Source organism: Gordonia terrae, from assembly GCF_051789125.1.
In the GTDB taxonomy this organism is placed as follows: domain Bacteria; phylum Actinomycetota; class Actinomycetes; order Mycobacteriales; family Mycobacteriaceae; genus Gordonia; species Gordonia terrae_A.
Window position 1 is genome coordinate 4,899,030 of sequence record NZ_CP196526.1, and the last position, 15,540, is coordinate 4,914,569.

Annotated in this window: 14 protein-coding genes; 4 read left to right on the top strand and 10 right to left on the bottom strand. The window is 65.9% G+C overall.

Features of this window, described 5'->3' with window-relative positions; translation table 11 throughout:
* Nucleotides 1-2: 2 nt before the first annotated feature.
* Nucleotides 3-482 (bottom strand): MarR family winged helix-turn-helix transcriptional regulator, encoded by a 480-nt coding sequence (locus tag ACSUZC_RS22310; RefSeq protein ID WP_439030624.1) that lies wholly within the window; start codon nt 480-482, stop codon nt 3-5.
* 246 nt (nt 483-728) lie between these two features.
* Between ACSUZC_RS22310 and ACSUZC_RS22315 the strand changes: the two genes are divergently transcribed.
* Nucleotides 729-1,496: a metallophosphoesterase gene (locus ACSUZC_RS22315; protein WP_439030625.1), complete on the top strand. Its 768-nt coding sequence runs from the start codon at nt 729-731 to the stop codon at nt 1,494-1,496.
* Between the two features lie 16 nt (nt 1,497-1,512).
* Here ACSUZC_RS22315 and ACSUZC_RS22320 read toward each other — a convergent pair whose 3' ends face one another.
* The 4 genes from ACSUZC_RS22320 to ACSUZC_RS22335 form a co-directional block, all read right to left on the bottom strand.
* A complete protein-coding gene (locus ACSUZC_RS22320; protein WP_439030626.1) occupies nt 1,513-3,786 on the bottom strand; it encodes a SulP family inorganic anion transporter in 2,274 nt (757 codons plus the stop codon).
* Nucleotides 3,787-3,924: 138 nt separating this feature from the next.
* On the bottom strand, nt 3,925-4,914 hold the full coding sequence (locus tag ACSUZC_RS22325; protein ID WP_439030627.1) for a YdcF family protein: 990 nt from the start codon (nt 4,912-4,914) through the stop codon (nt 3,925-3,927).
* Nucleotides 4,915-5,032: 118 nt separating this feature from the next.
* Complete coding sequence (locus tag ACSUZC_RS22330) at nt 5,033-5,506, bottom strand: DoxX family protein (protein WP_439030628.1); 474 nt, start codon at nt 5,504-5,506, stop codon at nt 5,033-5,035.
* Nucleotides 5,507-5,585: 79 nt separating this feature from the next.
* Complete coding sequence (locus ACSUZC_RS22335) at nt 5,586-6,023, bottom strand: nitroreductase family deazaflavin-dependent oxidoreductase (protein ID WP_439030629.1); 438 nt, start codon at nt 6,021-6,023, stop codon at nt 5,586-5,588.
* A gap of 184 nt (nt 6,024-6,207) precedes the next feature.
* Between ACSUZC_RS22335 and ACSUZC_RS22340 the strand changes: the two genes are divergently transcribed.
* The gene (locus tag ACSUZC_RS22340) at nt 6,208-7,305 is read left to right on the top strand and encodes an oxygenase MpaB family protein (protein ID WP_439030630.1); all 1,098 of its coding nucleotides are present in this window, start codon (nt 6,208-6,210) and stop codon (nt 7,303-7,305) included.
* A 70-nt stretch (nt 7,306-7,375) separates the two neighbouring features.
* On the opposite strand, the gene ACSUZC_RS22345 is transcribed toward ACSUZC_RS22340, so the two are convergent.
* Entirely contained in the window at nt 7,376-8,017 is a 642-nt protein-coding gene (locus tag ACSUZC_RS22345) for a TetR/AcrR family transcriptional regulator (RefSeq protein ID WP_439030631.1), read from the bottom strand.
* Nucleotides 8,018-8,156: 139 nt separating this feature from the next.
* On the opposite strand from ACSUZC_RS22345, the gene ACSUZC_RS22350 reads away from it, so the two are divergent.
* Nucleotides 8,157-8,909 (top strand): nuclear transport factor 2 family protein, encoded by a 753-nt coding sequence (locus ACSUZC_RS22350; RefSeq protein WP_439030632.1) that lies wholly within the window; start codon nt 8,157-8,159, stop codon nt 8,907-8,909.
* 93 nt (nt 8,910-9,002) lie between these two features.
* Here the strand turns inward: ACSUZC_RS22350 and ACSUZC_RS22355 are convergent, their stop codons facing one another.
* From ACSUZC_RS22355 to ACSUZC_RS22370, 4 genes are all read right to left on the bottom strand, one after another.
* A complete protein-coding gene (locus ACSUZC_RS22355; RefSeq protein ID WP_439030633.1) occupies nt 9,003-10,535 on the bottom strand; it encodes an NAD(P)(+) transhydrogenase (Re/Si-specific) subunit beta in 1,533 nt (510 codons plus the stop codon).
* Nucleotides 10,532-10,837 (bottom strand): NAD(P) transhydrogenase subunit alpha, encoded by a 306-nt coding sequence (locus tag ACSUZC_RS22360; RefSeq protein WP_006358004.1) that lies wholly within the window; start codon nt 10,835-10,837, stop codon nt 10,532-10,534. Before ACSUZC_RS22360 ends, ACSUZC_RS22355 begins: the two co-directional genes overlap by 4 nt.
* A complete protein-coding gene (locus tag ACSUZC_RS22365) occupies nt 10,837-11,964 on the bottom strand; it encodes a Re/Si-specific NAD(P)(+) transhydrogenase subunit alpha (protein WP_439030634.1) in 1,128 nt (375 codons plus the stop codon). The genes ACSUZC_RS22360 and ACSUZC_RS22365 overlap by 1 nt, the downstream gene beginning before the upstream one ends.
* Nucleotides 11,965-12,326: 362 nt before the next feature.
* Nucleotides 12,327-13,925, bottom strand: a complete 1,599-nt coding sequence (locus tag ACSUZC_RS22370) for a molybdopterin-dependent oxidoreductase (RefSeq protein ID WP_439030635.1) — start codon at nt 13,923-13,925, stop codon at nt 12,327-12,329.
* Between the two features lie 141 nt (nt 13,926-14,066).
* Here ACSUZC_RS22370 and ACSUZC_RS22375 point away from each other — a divergent pair, with 141 nt between their 5' ends.
* Nucleotides 14,067-15,539, top strand: coding sequence for an FAD-binding protein (locus ACSUZC_RS22375; RefSeq protein ID WP_439030636.1), 1,473 nt, complete (start codon nt 14,067-14,069; stop codon nt 15,537-15,539).
* Nucleotide 15,540 lies beyond the last annotated feature (1 nt).

Consider the following 15,540-nt stretch of genomic DNA (forward strand, 5'->3'; position numbering starts at 1 on the left):
TTTCACGCATCCGCGTCCGGCTCGCGGGCTGGGCACGCCGGGTTGAGGGCCGCGTCTGCGGCGTCGACGAATCGGCCGAGAAGCCTGACAAGGGTGTGGAGTTCGTCGTCGGTCCACTCCGCCATGACGTCGGCCATCGCGGTTCGCCGCATCTCGCGCATCGCCAGGACGCGGTCTCGGCCCGCATCGGTGATGACGAGGAGGGTGGCACGACCGTCGTCGGGGTCGGCCTCGCGGCGGATCAGCTCGTGCTCCACGAGTTGAGCCACGTGACGACTCACCGTCGACGGATCGGCGTTCATGGTCTCGGCGAGCTCACGGGATCGCATCGAGCGTCGGGAGAGCGGGAACAGCGCCTTGAACGCCGCCGCCTCGAACTCGCCTTCACGCGTCCGGAACGTGGTGTGGACCGCTCGCTCGCGGATGCGTACGAACCGCAGCAGCGTCTCGAAGAGGTCGTCGATCGCCTGTTGATCGAGCATCACGCTCCCTCCGATCCGAGCCTTTACTTTCCCTTTGCAATTAGTTGCGGTCTGCAACTAGTTGTCGTTCGCAAGTGTGCGCGCGGAGCCGGGAGAATGCAAACAGACCGATTCGCGCATCGGAGCGGGCTGGACCACAGTCATGTCCGCGGAGTGCGTTGCACCTCGCACCGTCGACGCGATGGGTCCTCCGGCCCACCCGACAGATAGCCTCGTGTGAGTCAGAGACCGTGACAGGAGCTCTTCGTGTTCGTTGTCGCCCAGATCAGCGACCTGCATTTCAACGGGACGCGCTTCAACAGGAGCCGTATCGAGTCGACGCTGGACTACGTCAATGCCCGCGCGGCCGGGATCGACGTCCTCCTGGTCACCGGCGACATCGCCGACGAGGGCGCCCCCAGCGAGTATCGCGAGGCGCTCGGCGTGCTCGAGAGTCCGCTGCCGATGCTCATCACCGCGGGCAACCACGACGTCCGCGAACCCTTCAGCGCTGCCCTCGTTGGCACCGAGACCTCCGGGCCGATCAACCACGCACGACGCTTACGCGGACGGGATGGGGACGATGTCGTCTTCTTGATGTGCGACAGCTCGATTCCCGGACGCAACGACGGCTACCTCGATGACGGGACGGTCGCCTGGTTGGCAGCGGAACTGCGATCGGCGGGCCCGTCCACCCCGGTGTTCATCGCGTTCCACCACCCACCGGTCGACCTGCACATGCCGTTCATGGACTCGATCCGTCAGACCGGCGAGGAGCGTCTGGCCGCGCTCGTCGGCGAATACCCGAACATCGTCGCCTTCCTGTGCGGACACGCACACACCCCGGCGGTGACCACGTTCGCCGACCGTCCGCTGTGCGTTGCACCAGGCGTCTCCTCGACCCTCAACCTGCCGTTCGAGGGCCTGGAGGTCGTCAACCGGGGTCAACCGCCGGGTATCGCGTTCCACATGTTCGACGGCGACGTCCATGGCAACGGCCGGTTCGTCACCCATTTCCGCTCGGTGATGTCCTGACCGCCTTCGCCCGCCGTCAGCTCGAGACGGCAGGCGCCTCCTCGCGTGGGGCCACCGGGGACAGACTCTGTGGGGTCACCTCGTACACCCGCGCAGTGGCGATGTCGAAGTAGAGTCCCACGATTCGGAGCCGGGCCTCGGCGGCCGCCCGGCCTACCAGGGGATGGCGTGCGAGTGTCTCGATCTGCTTCGCGACGTTGACCACCGCGAGTTGATCCACCTCGGGTAGTCCGAGCTCGGCTGCGGCCCGGCCGGCGGGATGTCCGTGGCGGAACGCCACCCGGCTCGGGACCGCATGACGCAGCCAACGCTGGATGGGCGTGCGGTCCGAGGTCTCCCCGGTCGTGGTCGTCTCGGCGGGGTCGGACTCCGCCTGCTCACCGTCGAGGAGAGCACGCATGGCTCCGCAGGACGAATGACCACAGACCACGACGGACGACACGGCGAGTTCGCCGATCGCGAATTCCAGTGCGGCCTCGACCGATACGTCATCGTCCGACGCGGTCGGAACCAGGTTGCCGACGTTGCGCACGGTGAACAGATCGCCCGGTCCGCTGGCCGTGATGACGTTCGGCAGCAGTCGCGAGTCCGCGCAGGTCACGAAGAGAGAGTCCGGATCCTGTGATTCGGTGATGTCGGCGAGCATGGCCCGCAACGCGTCGGCATGCTCGTTCTCATACTCGTCGACTCCGCCGAGGACCGAACGCAGTGCGGCCGGCCGATCCTGCGCCGCAGCAGTTTCCGAGTCGGCACGCTTACGCCACGGTGTCAGGCCGGCAAACCCCGTCGTGTGCCGGCGCGGAGGACGCCGGGGGGCGTCGACGAGCCGGGCACGGCCCTTCTCGACGACGAGCACCGTACCGCCGCCCGCTTCGTGTGCCCATCGGAAGTCCTGGAGCATCTCCGACGCCGCGTGATCCAGGAAATCGGTGTCGAGTTCCAGCGTCAGATGCGCTCCGTCCGGCACCTGTGTCAGCGCCTTGTTCAGCTTCGGCAGCGACAAGAAACTCAACGAACCATGCACGCGGACAACCCATTGCCGCGATTCCTCGGCGCCGGTCGGCTCAGAGGTGATCTCGGCCCGGACCACTCGCCAGACGACCAGTCCGATCGCCACGGCCAGCCCGATGCCCACTCCCTCGAGGAGGTTGAGGAAGACGACCGACAGCACCGTGATGACATAGACCCAGAGATCTCCGGTGCGCAGCGCGATCCGCATGTGCGCCAGCTTGACCAACTGGATGCCGATCACCACCAGCAGCCCGGCCAGCGCGGCCATCGGGATCTGCTCGACGAGACCCGTCAGCAGCGCCGCGAACACGAGCACCCACACACCGTGCATCACGGCCGACGCCGAGGTGCGCGCACCCGAGGCCACGTTGGTCGTGCTGCGGACGATCACACCGGTCACCGGCAACCCGCCGAGCATTCCCGAGGTGATGTTCGCGCTGCCCTGGCCGAGCAGTTCCCGGTTGAGGTTGCTGCGCGGGCCGGTGTGCATCTTGTCGACGGCCACCGCGGACAGCAGCGACTCGACGCTCGCGATCAGGGCGACGGTCAGCACACCCAGAAGTACTGCGCCCCAACCGCCGTCGGGTAGTTCCGGCAGGGTGATCGCCTCGAAGAAGTTGCCGTCGATGCTGATCCGCTCGACGTCGAGACCGAACACGAACGTCATGAGGGTCGCGCCGACGATCGCGACCAGAGGTCCCGGCACCTTGCGTACCGGCGCCGGCAGCAGCGGCCAGACCAGGAGCACGACGATGACCGTGCCACCCACGAGCGCACCGGAGGTCTCGATGTTCGCCAGCCCTGACGGCAGAGAGGTCACGTTCTCCCACGCGGTGCTCGCCGAACTACCGCCCAGCAACACGTGAATCTGCTGCAGTGCGATGGTGATACCGATTCCGGCGAGCATCGCGTGCACGACCACGGGCGCGATGGCCAACGCGGCTCCGGCCACCTTGCTGAGGCCGAACAAAATCTGGAGCACCCCGGCGCCCACTGTGATCAAACATGTTACGCGCCAACCGAAGTTGGCGACCATGTCGGCGACGACGACCGTGAGCCCGGCGGCCGGACCCGAAACCTGAAGAGGGCTACCGCCTATCAGGCCGACGACGATGCCGCCGACCACCGCGGCGATGAGCCCGGCGAGCACCGGGGCATCCGACGCGATGGCGATTCCCAATGACAACGGAAGGGCGACAAGGAAAACCACGAGCGATGCGGGTAGGTCGTACCGCACCACGTCGCGAATTCCGAGGGCCCCGACTCCCTTTTTTCGCATATGTCCGAAAGTACCGGCGATTTGTTGAATCCAGATGAATTCTGCCCGCGGCGCGTGGAGAGATCGCAGCACAATGCCGATTTGATGTGACTCACTTCACCGGGACAGGCCCCGTGGTCGTGGCCCGGCAGAGCCCCCTCAGCCGGAAGAACCGGCGCCCAACAGCTCCTGCAGGATCTTCCCGCCGATCTCCGGAATCAACCCGGGACCTGGGTCGGGCAGGTTCTGCGGCAGCAGCCCGGCTTCGTGTGTCGCCGGGATCCTCGCGGTCCGGGTGGCTTCGAGTCTGATGCCGCTCTGCTGTGACTTCGTCAACGGGGTCTGGTACTTCTCGAGGTCCGTTGCGGTGGTGAGCGACCCGACGACGCGTAGACCCATGGCGCCGAAATCGGCCGCACCGCGCCGGATATGGTTCGGCGAGGTGACCAGAACGATGTCGCGGATACCCCGCGCCCGCAGGATCTCGGCGGTGTTCTGTGCGTTGGCCACCGTCGATCCCGACTTGTCCTCCACGAGAATTCGGTCGGCCCCCACACCGTTGTCGACCAGCCAGGTTCGCATCGCGGCCGCCTCGGTGATGCCCTTCTTGGGCACACCGCCGGTCACGACGATGGGGGCATCGGTGCTGACCTCGGATTGCGCCTTGCCTGCCGACACCCTGTTCACCAGTTCCGGCGCCATCTTGCCGTTGGCGTTCAGTCCGTAACCGAGCACGACGATGGCCACCCGGCCGGACACCGGTTGTGGCGTGGTCGCCGGAACGATCGCTGCGGCAGTGGTGACACCCGAGATGATGTTGCGCGCGGTGGTCGCGAGCGCCCGGTTCATCATCGACAGCCGATTGAGTGCCGAGCGGACGACGACGACATCATCGATCTGGTCGGCCCAGATCGCCTGCAAGGCGAGGGCGTCGGTGTCCGCCGGGGCGATCGCGAGGACCTGCTGCAGCAACTCGAGTCCACCCGCGACGTCGCCACCGGCGAACTTCGACTGGGCACTGTTGTACAGACCGGCCGGATCGACGGCCGAAGCAGTCGTCACCACCGACGCGTCCTGCGCCGGCAGGGCCCCGACGGCCACGCCGCCGAGCGCGGCAACCGCGATCGTCGCCGCCGCTGCCAGCTTCATACGCTTCACTCTGGTCACACCAGTCACTCGCGTAACGGTACGAGAGATGCGCAACATCCCCGCACCCATGCGATCCCAGATCGGTAACGGGTGCGGGGCCGCTGAGCGTCGAGCAGACTCAGCGTTTCAGGCCGACCACTTTCAGCAATTCCGGGCGGCGCAGGGCGAGTCCGATCCACATCAGCACCCCGGTATAGACCGCGAAAAGGACCGTGTCGAAGAGCGGCGCCTCGATCCTCATGTTGGCCGTCACCGCTCCACCCAGGTAGGCAGTGATGCCGAGGGCGCCGAGCACCGCGGTACGCGGGATCGCGTACGCAACGAGGCAGACGAGCAGCACGACGCCCATCACCAGGGCCTGCCCGATCGGGAAGCCGAGCTTTGCCATGGAATCGATCACCTCCTGCGGACGCGTCAGCTTGATCACGACGTCGAAGGACAAGAACGCACCGACCAGCACACTGATCACGATTCCCGTTGTGCGGCGCCAGTTCCGGCCCGCATGCCGGGTGGCCGACTCTTCGGTGGTGACGGTGTCGGTGCCGTCGGGTGCAGTGGAAACGGTTCCGCGGGTGACGGTGTGATGAGCCATGACGATCTCCTGGAAAGCGGGGGCGATGAGTTTGTGCAGTGGTAGACACCCCACCCCACCGAAACTCATCGGCCCACGTCTACCGACCCGTGGCGACCAACCTGACCAGCGGGTATTCGCGGGACGACTTCTTCTGGTACTTGGCATAGCGCGGCTGGGCGTCGACGACACGCTTCCACGCAGTCGCGCGTTCCTCGGCGTCGAGGACAACTGGTCTCACCGCAACAGGCTCCTCGCCGTGCCGTTCGACGGCGACTGCGTCGGGGTGAGCAGTCAGGTTGGCGAACCAGTCCGGATTCCGCTTGCCACCACCCGACGCAACGATCAGCCAGTCGTCGCCGTCGGGGAACCAGCTCAGCGGGGTCTCGCGGGGCAGACCGGACTTCCGTCCGGTCGTGCGGAGCACGAGCATCTCCATACCCCACATGGACCCGCTCTTGTTCCGGATACGTCTGACGGTGCGCTCGTTGACCTTTCGCTGATACCAGAGCGACAGCGAACGCAATGACAGGGCCATGGTTTCCTCCATGATCGATCGGGCGATGACGTCGACGCTACTGTCCCCCACCCGGCATCGGCTTCTCGATTCCTGCTCGATCGCCGTCGTTGACACCGTGCGATCGAAGTGACACGATCCCTCAATCATAGGAATCACCCGATTCCTATGACTTCGAGGTCAGATGTCGAGATGAGGTACAACCATGCCGGAACCCGGGCCGTCGACGCCGACAGAGCCGCCTGGTCCCGATGACGACACGGGCTACTTCGGCCCCGATTCGTGGTCGTGGAGGGTCTTCCTGCACCCCGCGACGCAGGTCATGATCGCGCAGATCACCAATGCCCTTGAATCCCCGCACATCGTGTTCCAGCACGTTCTGGCCGAGCACGATCCCGTCTTCGGCGCACCATCGAGGACGGCGCAGGTCAGCAGTGGCCCTCAGGTCACCTTCTTCGAGCGGGTCGTACGGACGGTGAGCGTTCCCGCACCCATTCTCTTCGGGTCGAAATCGGAGGCCAACCTGGCCGCGCGCCAACTGTTCAACTATCACCGGCCGATGCATGGAACGATGACCGGGAGCAGTGAGAAGTATTCCGCGACCGATCAATCCAGCATGCTGTTCGCCGCGGTCACCATCGTCCACGCCGCCATCCTGGCGTACGAGAACTTCGCCTACGAGAACGGACGACGTGTACAACGCCTCTCGGATCGGGAGATGTGCGAATACCTGTCCGAGGGATCGCAGATCGCTGTTCTGATGGGCGTACCGCGGGAGTCGTTTCCCACCACACCGGACGAGCTCACTACGTATTACGAGTCCGTCGCCGATCAGTTCTGCACAAAGCAGGGGTGGTCAACCGACCGGCTGCGCGCGGTACGACTCCTGACCACTCTCGGCGGCGGCCGCCGGCTGCGCCACGTCGCCGTCGATCTCACGCTCGCGCTGTCCGAGCTGATGTGCATGGCCGTTGTACCAGAAGTCTTTCGGCGCGGAAACGGCGTACCGAGGGTCGCCGATCCGTTGCTCCGGTTGATGTACTGGTGTGTGCAACCGCTGTTCCGGTGGCTCGGCGCCAGTGCGACTCTGACCGGCAAGGTGTATGACCTCTATCGTCGTGGCGACCCCCGGACCGCACAGCTACTCGATACTGCCCTCCGTCTCAGAACAACTTCGGCACAGACGGATTCGATCCAACCGTCGACTCGCCCGAACCGACTCGCCGGCGGCCGCACCGTCCGGGTGAACATACAGCGGCCGCACCGTCCGGGTGAACATACAGCGGCCGCACCGTCCGGGTGAACATACAGCGGCCAGGATCTATGAGAAGCAACCCGTCATCGACCTGCTCCAGTCAGTCGGACCGAACCAGCTACTGAGTGCGATGCACTCGCGGGCGCGCAGCGTCGGCCAAGGCGTAGACGATCTCGACCGCGGTCTCCGCGATTTGGTCGCGGGTCAGATCGAGTCGCCCGTCGGCGAAACCGAGATAGAGCGCCACCAGTGCACCGGACAGTCCGGTGGCCAGGGCGGGTATCAGCTCCGGGCGCGGTCGTATCACGCTCTCCGCGCCGAGCAATCTCAGCATGGTCTCGACGAACATCTGGGCGCGTCGCGCACTGTGGTCGCGGAGGATGTCGTCGCTCAACGGTTCGCGAAGGAGTATTCGAGCGCGGCGGGGGTCCTCCTCGAAGAAGTCGCCGCAGAGGATACAGACCGCGTGGACCGATGTTCGAAAGTCTTCGCTCAGCTCCATCCCCGACACACGCTCGAGGAGTCGCCTTTCGACGCGATCGTAAACAGCGACAAGGAAATCTTCGCGGCCACTGAAGGTCTCGTAGAAGTAGCGCGGACTGAGCTGCGCCTCGCGGACCACCGCCCGCATCGTCACGGCGCCGGCCCCCGCGCTTCCGAGCAGCTCCTCGCCGACATCGAGCAGTTGTTCCCGCCGCTTCAACGAACGGTCGTGGAGCGTCTGTCCTCGCCACAGCTTGTCCGAGTCACTGTCCACCATTCGACCCCTCGTTCCCCGCATTGCTCGCCGATCTCGACAATACCCACCACCGCGAGCGAACCCCCAGGACCGTCCAGGCGAACCAACCACCCCCGAAAGTCCCTGTCGCACTCTTGCGGCACAACCAGAGAGGAAAGAAATGACGTTCAGCGAAGAGATGTTCCAGGAGGCTCTGCGGAAACCCCGCCTCGCCCGACCCGCACCCGAGTATCTCGACTCGAACCGGGGCGATCCTGTTCGTGTCCTCTCGGAAGAGGAGCTCCAGGCCACGACCCGTGAGTGGTTCACGATGTGGGAGGCAAAACTGGATATGTACAGCAAGGCATTCGACCGCGATTTCTCGTGGCTCATGACATGGGCCAAGAAGTACTGGTGGAGTTTCCTCGTTCGGGACATGAGCCTCAACCACGAGTTGTACGCACCGGACATGAAGTACACGGACGTCACGACTTTCGGCAGGACAATCGTCGGTATCGATGACTTCGTCACCTACAATTTCGCCTTCTTCGACGCGATCCCCGACTGGCGCTATGACCCGGTGCCGGACCAGGTCTACGTCGACGTCACACCGGAGGGCACGGTTCGTACCATGATCAGATACATGGGGAGCGGCCACTTCGACGGCTCCTTGCGTCTGTACCCGTACGACGACACGGCCGCGGTCGTGCACGGCAACGGTCGTTTCCTCCAGTGCCCGGCCGTGGATCGGTACCACTTCAACGAGGACGGTCTCCTCCAAGAGGGGGAAACCCTGTACGACTCACTCGACGCCCTTCAGCGGTCGAGAATCCTTCCACGCGACGACAGTTGGCAGTTCCGCACACTTTTCGCGGCGTCCAAGGTGCCGTCGGTCCTACGACAAGCGCAGGTGAAACTGGGGCGAACTTCCTGACGTCTCGTCGGCGCACTCTGAACGGGTGGCCACCGACGACGAGACCCCGACGACCAGAACGGTTGCCGGGGTCTCGTGACCGAAACAGGAGCGCTAGAGCGCCTTCAGCTCCTCGATGACGCTGTCGACGCTCTTCTTGGCGTCGCCGAAGAGCATGCTGGTGCCGTCGGCGAAGAAGAGCGGGTTCTCGATGCCGGCGTAACCCGAACTCATCGACCGCTTCAGCACGATGGTGGAGCGCGCCTCGTCGACGTTGAGGATCGGCATGCCGTGGATCGGCGAACTCGGATCGTTGCGCGCCGCGGGGTTGGTGACGTCGTTGGCGCCGATGACGATGGCGACGTCGGTCCGGCTGAACTCGCCGTTGATGTCGTCCATCTCCTTCATCGAGTCGTACTCGACGTCGGCCTCGGCGAGCAGCACGTTCATGTGACCGGGCATGCGGCCGGCGACCGGGTGGATCGCGTACTTGACCTCGACGCCCTTGGCCTCCAGCAGCTTTGCCATCTCCTTGACCGCGTGCTGGGCCTGCGCCACGGCCAGACCGTAACCGGGGACGACGATGACCTGGTTGGCGTAGGCCATCTGAATCGCGGCGTCGGCGGCCGAGGTCGCCTTGACCGTGCCGCCCTCGGCGCCGGGACCGCCTGCGGCAGCGGCATCGCCGCCACCGAAGGAGCCGAACACGATGGCCGGGATCGACCGGTTCATGGCCTTGGCCATGAGGTTGGTCAGGATCGAACCCGAGGCGCCGACGATCATGCCGGCGACGATCAACGCCGTGTTGTCCAACGCGATACCCGCGGCCGCAGCCGACAGACCCGTCATCGCGTTCAGCAACGAGATCACCACCGGCATGTCCGCGCCGCCGATGGGGAACACCACGAACAGTCCCATCACGCCCGCGGCGATCAGTAGACCCACCATCCACCAGATGCTCGCGCCCCCACCGTTCGAGGCGTCGACTCCGAGGTAGATCGCCACACCGAGTGCGACGATGAGCAGCACGATGTTGGCGGCCTGGAACAGCTTGGCGTTGGAGACGAACGTCTTCTCCAGCCCCTTGGGCATGATCTCCTGCAGCTTGGCGAAGGCCACCAACGATCCCCAGAACGAGATCGAGCCGATGATCGCGGCGATCAGCGAACCGATCACGAGCGGCGACGCGGGCTCGATGTTGTGGAACGTCGAGAACCCGGAGGTCTCGATGAACTCGGCCCAGGCGATGAGCGCGACGGTGCCACCGCCGACGCCGTTGAACAGCGCGACCAGCTGCGGCATGGCCGTCATCTTGGTCTTCAGCGCCGGGGGGATACCCAGTGCCACACCGAGAACGAGACCGACGACGATGAGCACCCAGTTGATGGTGGGGACACCCTCGGTCGAGTGCCCGTCGGAACCGACAGCTCCTTCGTTCCAGACGTAGAGCAGCGTCGCGGCGACGGCCAGACCCATGCCCACCGCGGCGATCCAGTTGCCGCGCACCGCGGTCTTGGGTCCGGTCAGACCCATCAGGCCGTAGATGAACAGGGAGAACGACACGATGTAGAGCGCAGTCACCAGGTAGGCGACGCCCTCGCTCGGGGTGTGCGCGCCCGCCGCGAGTACCAACTGCGAGCCGTTCACTTGGCCGCCTCCTTCTTACCCTTGAACATGCCCAGCATCCGGTCGGTGACCGCGAAGCCACCGATCACGTTGAGCGTGCCGAACACCAGCGCGACGAAGGCGATGATGCGCACACCCCACCCGGCGTCGGCGGGCAACTTGCCCAGGACCACAAGCGCGCCGAGCACGACGATGCCGTGAATGGCATTGGTGCCCGACATCAACGGCGTGTGCAGGGTGTTGGGAACCTTGGAGATGACGGCGAAGCCGACGAACCCGGCGAGCACCAGGATCGCGAGATTCGCGAGAAGTCCGGAATACATCAGGCAGACACCTCCTGCTGATCGTCTTTCGGCCCGCTCACGTCGTTCCCGGCGCCGGCCTCACGTGTGACACACGCGGCCGCGACGACCTCGTCGTCGAAATCCGGTGTGATGGTGCCGTTGTCGTCGAGCATCAGCTCGATCAACGCCAGCAGGTTCTTCGAGTACAGCTCGCTGGCATGCTCGGGCATGGTGGCCGGCAGGTTCAGCGGTGCCGCGATCGTCACGTCGTGCTTGACGACGGTCTGCCCCGGTTCGGTCAGCTCGCAGTTGCCGCCCGTCTCGCCGGCGAGGTCGACGACCACACTGCCCGGCTTCATGCCCTCGACCGCGGCCGCGGTCACCAGACGCGGCGCCGGACGTCCCGGCACGAGCGCGGTGGTGATGACCACGTCGAAGCCCTTGATCGCGTCTTCGAGCGCCTGCTGCTGCTGGGCGCGCTCGTCGTCGGTGAGCTCACGGGCGTACCCGCCTTCACCGGCAGCATCGATGCCCAGATCCAGCCACTGCGCCCCGACCGAACGAACCTGCTCGGCGACCTCGGGGCGCACGTCGTATCCGGTGGTGCGGGCGCCCAGACGCTTGGCCGTGGCCAGCGCCTGCAGACCCGCCACGCCGACGCCGAGGACCAGTACCGTGGCCGGCTTCACCGTGCCGGCGGCCGTTGTCAGCATCGGGAAGAACCGCGTCGACACATCCGCGGCCACCACGACCGACTTGTACCCCGCGACGTTCGCCTGCGAACTGAGCGCATCCATCACCTGTGCTCGGGAGATACGCGGGATCGCCTCCACCGCGTACGCCTCGACACCGGCGTCGCGCAGCGTGCCGATCTGGTTGTCGGCGTTGCGCGGCGCGAGGAAACCGATCAGCTTCTGCCCGCTGCGCAGCTTGCCGATCTCGGAATCCGACGGCGGCGACACCCGCAAGACCACATCGGCCTCATACGGGTCACCGATCGACGCTCCCGCCTCGGTGTACGCCTCGTCGGGGATCAGAGCGCCGAGACCGGCCCCCGACTCCACGACCACGGGCACCTGCTTGCCCACCAGCGCAGCGACCACCTTCGGGACGAGCGCCACTCGGCGCTCCCCCGGGGCCGTCTCGCGCACGACACCCACTGTCATTCTGTTTCACCCTGCCTGATCCGGCGCCGCTCACCGCGGCGCCGTTGGTTGGCGCGCCTGTGCTCGGCGCGTCTTGTCAACGAGGTGACCTGCCTCCAGATCGTGCAGCTCCGCCATGTGTGTCGGCGAAACGGACGACCTGACGCAGGTCACGAGGTGCACGGGTCTGACAAGGGGATGACTGTCACCCGGCTCACATAAAGGTGCGTTGAACATAACATGCGTTCTCAGCGACAGCTCAGGTGAGTCAGATACCTCACTCTGGCCTTGACGCTGCGGTTTTTCCCATTTCTGGACAGATGTCCGGACAGTTGTCGTCCGCAGGCCGGGTCACTCCGGCCGGGCTCAGCGCGACAGAGGAGTCAGACGATGGTGTAGACGTGGTCGTCCAGACCGCTCGCCCCGTCGGGCGCAGTCGCCTGATAGCGCTCGATCTGCGCCCGGCCGAGCTTGTCGATCGCTCGGCATTCGAGGGTGTGCTCGCCCTTGGTCGCCTGCCACGGGAACCGCCACTGCCGCCAGGTGTCGATGCTGTACTCCGCTGCGAGCTCGGCGGGTTGCCACGGACCCTGATCGACGCGGACCTCGACCCGCTCGATCCCGGTGTGCTGGGCCCACGCGGTGCCGGCGACGACGACCTCCCCGGCGGGATGCTCGGAGTTGTCGGCCGGGCGATCGAACCGCGACGCCATCTTGATCGGACCCATCGCCGACCATCCGCGAGTCGTCCAGTACGCCTTCGCCTCGGAGAACCGGGTGATCTCCCAGTCGACGACCCACTTGGTCGCCGAGACATACCCGTACAGCCCGGGCACCACCTGGCGAACGGGATAACCGTGCTCGAAGGGCAGCGGGGATCCGTTCATCCCGATGGCCAGCAACGCGTCGCGGCCGTCGGTGACGTCGGAGATCGGGGTGCCGCACGTCCACCCGTCGATGCTGGTGGACAAGAGCATGTCGGAGCCGGGTTTGACGCCCGCGAGTTCGAGGACATCGCGCATCGGCACACCGAGCCAGCGGGCGTTGCCGACGAGGTCGCCACCGACCTCGTTGGAGACACACGTCAGCGTCACGATGCGTTCGGTCATCGGCATCGCCAGCAGGTCGTCCCAGGTGAGCGTGACCTCCTTGTCGACGTCACCGTGGATGCGCAGTCGCCAGTCCTCGGTGGTCAGCGTCGGCACCTGCAGAGCGGTGTCGATCCGGTAGAAGTCGTCGTTGTCGGTGATGAAAGACGTTGCGCCGGAACCGGACAGATCGACCCCGTCGGGCACCGGTGGAGCCGACGTCCTCGGCGTCGGAAGCAGGATGCGAGCCCGGTCCGCGATGACACCCGCGGTGTCGGTGAGCATCTTGCGCCCGACGGCACCGGCGGCGACCGCCACGGCAGCCACGCCCGCCGCGGTCAGCACGAAGCGTCTCGACATCGAGGCGCGTCCGGCCGGGCGCGCATCCACGTCATCGGTCTCTGCGCCATCCGTCTCGACGCCGTCTTTCCGCGACGCGGCGCGGCGCGGACCGAGCTGCGCCAGCAGCAGTCGCAGGACGAGGACACCGACGACACCGGCGACGACGGAGGGCACTGCGTGGGTCCATGTGGCGTTCGGCCGGTTGAGTGCCGCGATGACACCGACCACCCCGAACGCCGCTACGACGAGCGAACCGAGCGGCGGCCGACGGCGTTCGAGGTACCCGCAGGCGGCCGCGATGACGGCGATGAGAACACCCATGCCCACGAACAGCGCGAGCTTGTCGGCGGTCCCGAAGGTGTCGATGGCCCAGTCACGGACCGGCTTGGGCGAGAGATCGACGACCGAGGAGCCGACCGCGAAGTACGGCGACGCGTCCGGCGAGATCGGCACCGCGGCGAGTTCGCCGGCCGCAAGAGCAGCACCGACGGCGACCACACCCGCTATCCCGGGGGCCGGCGAGAGGCTACGCCGCGTCGTAGTAGAGGACATATTTCTTGATACCGAAGAAACCTGTGAGTACGCCGTGGGCCGTCCGTTCCGAGATCACCCGGTGATCCGACCGGCGGACCGGTGCACGAATCGTTATCAAGTACTAGAACAGGTTCTAGTTTGTCGGTTAATCTGTCGCTCATGGCTACCAGTACCGAGATCCCGGAGACCGTCCCCCTCACTTCGGTGTCCGAGTTCTCCGACGAGGTCGATGTCGTCGTGATCGGTTTCGGCATCGCCGGCGGATGCGCCGCGGCGGAGGCCGCCGCGAACGGGGCGCGAGTCCTCCTGCTCGAGCGCGCCGCAGCTCCGGGCGGCACCACCTCGCTGTCCGGTGGGTTCTTCTACCTCGGCGGCGGCACCGCGGTGCAGAAGGCCACCGGCCAGGACGACTCCGTCGAGGAGATGGAGAAGTACCTCACCGCGGTGTCGGTCGATCCCGAGCCCGACAAGATCCACGCCTACTGCGCCGACAGTGTCGACCACTTCAACTGGCTCGAGGGCCTGGGCTTCACCTTCGAACGCAGCTTCTATCCGGAGAAGGCCGTCATCCAGCCCGGCACCGAGGGGCTGATGTTCACCGGCAACGAGAAGGTCTGGCCGTTCAAACACCAGGCCGTACCGGCACCGCGCGGCCACAAGGTCCCGGTCCCCGGGGAGACCGGGGGCGCGAAGCTGGTCATCGACCTGCTCGTCACCCGGCTCGACGAACTCGGCGCCGAGGTCCGCTACGAGACCGGCGCCCGTCAACTGGTCGTCGACGACAACGGGGCCGTCGTCGGCGTGACATGGAAGACGCCCGACGCGGAGGGCGTCATCCGCGCGGACTCGGTCATCATCGCCGCCGGCGGTTTCGTGATGAACCCCGACATGGTCGCCGAGCACACCCCGCATCTCGCCGAGAAGCCGTTCGTCCTCGGCAACACCTACGACGACGGGCTCGGGCTGCGAATGGGGCAATCCGCCGGTGCCGCGCTGAAATACATGAACAACGCGTTCATCACCGCGCCGATCTACCCGCCCGCGAGCATGGTGATGGGTGTCATCGTGAACAAGTTCGGGGAGCGGTTCGTGACCGAGGACTCCTACCACGCGCGGACTTCGGGTTTCGTTCTCGAGCAGCCTGATTCGGTCGCCTACCTCATCGTGAACGAGTCACACATGAACGAGAAGCAGAACTATCTGGTCCCGCTCATCGACGGCTGGGAGACGATCGAGGAGATGGAGCGAGACCTCGGCATCCCCGAGGGCAAGCTGCAGGCGACCATGGCCCGGTACAACGAGAACGCGGCGAAGAAGGAGGACCCCGACTTCCACAAGGCCGCCGAGTTCCTCGAACCGCAGGACACCGGCCCCTGGGCCGCCTACGACCTCTCCCTCGGCAAGGCGATGTACGCAGGCTTCACGATGGGCGGCATGGCCACGTCGCTCGACGGCGAAGTACTCGACGAGTCGGGCTCGGTCATCAGCGGGCTCTACGCAGCCGGCGCCAGCGCGACCAACATCGCCCAGGACTGCAAAGGTTATTGCAGCGGAACACAATTGGGTGAGGGATCGTACTTCGGCCGGCGCGCCGGGCGGCACGCGGCATCGCGGGTGACCACCAGGGCGTGAC